The following is a 264-nucleotide window of genomic DNA, read 5'->3' as shown; positions in this document are numbered from 1 at the left end:
GGTTACTGGGTTCGTTCATCTTTTGGAGGTCAAGGGTATATAACTGAAGCTGTAGAGGCTATTACGAACTTCGCCATTCATGAGTTACAAGCTAATCGTGTAGAAATTCGATGTGACTCAAAAAATATAAGAAGTTATAGAGTAGCTGAGCGTTTAGGCTTTACCTTAGAAGGAATTATACGAAATGAAGAACTTTCTGTTGATGGTTCATTGAGAGATACTATGGTATTTTCTAAAGTTCGCGGTGTGGAGTTTTAATTATAT

1 protein-coding gene is annotated in these 264 nt (G+C 36.4%); it reads left to right on the top strand.

What is annotated here, in order from left to right; translation table 11 throughout:
• Positions 1 to 258, top strand: a 258-nt coding sequence (locus LRL21_RS45185) for a GNAT family N-acetyltransferase (RefSeq protein ID WP_240422250.1), incomplete at its 5' end; no start/stop codon positions are given.
• Positions 259 to 264 lie beyond the last annotated feature (6 nt).

Origin of the sequence: Paenibacillus periandrae (assembly GCF_022458865.1) — a bacterium.
Lineage (GTDB): Bacteria > Bacillota > Bacilli > Paenibacillales > NBRC-103111 > Paenibacillus_S > Paenibacillus_S periandrae.
This window is presented reverse-complemented; position numbering and strand designations above follow the sequence as displayed.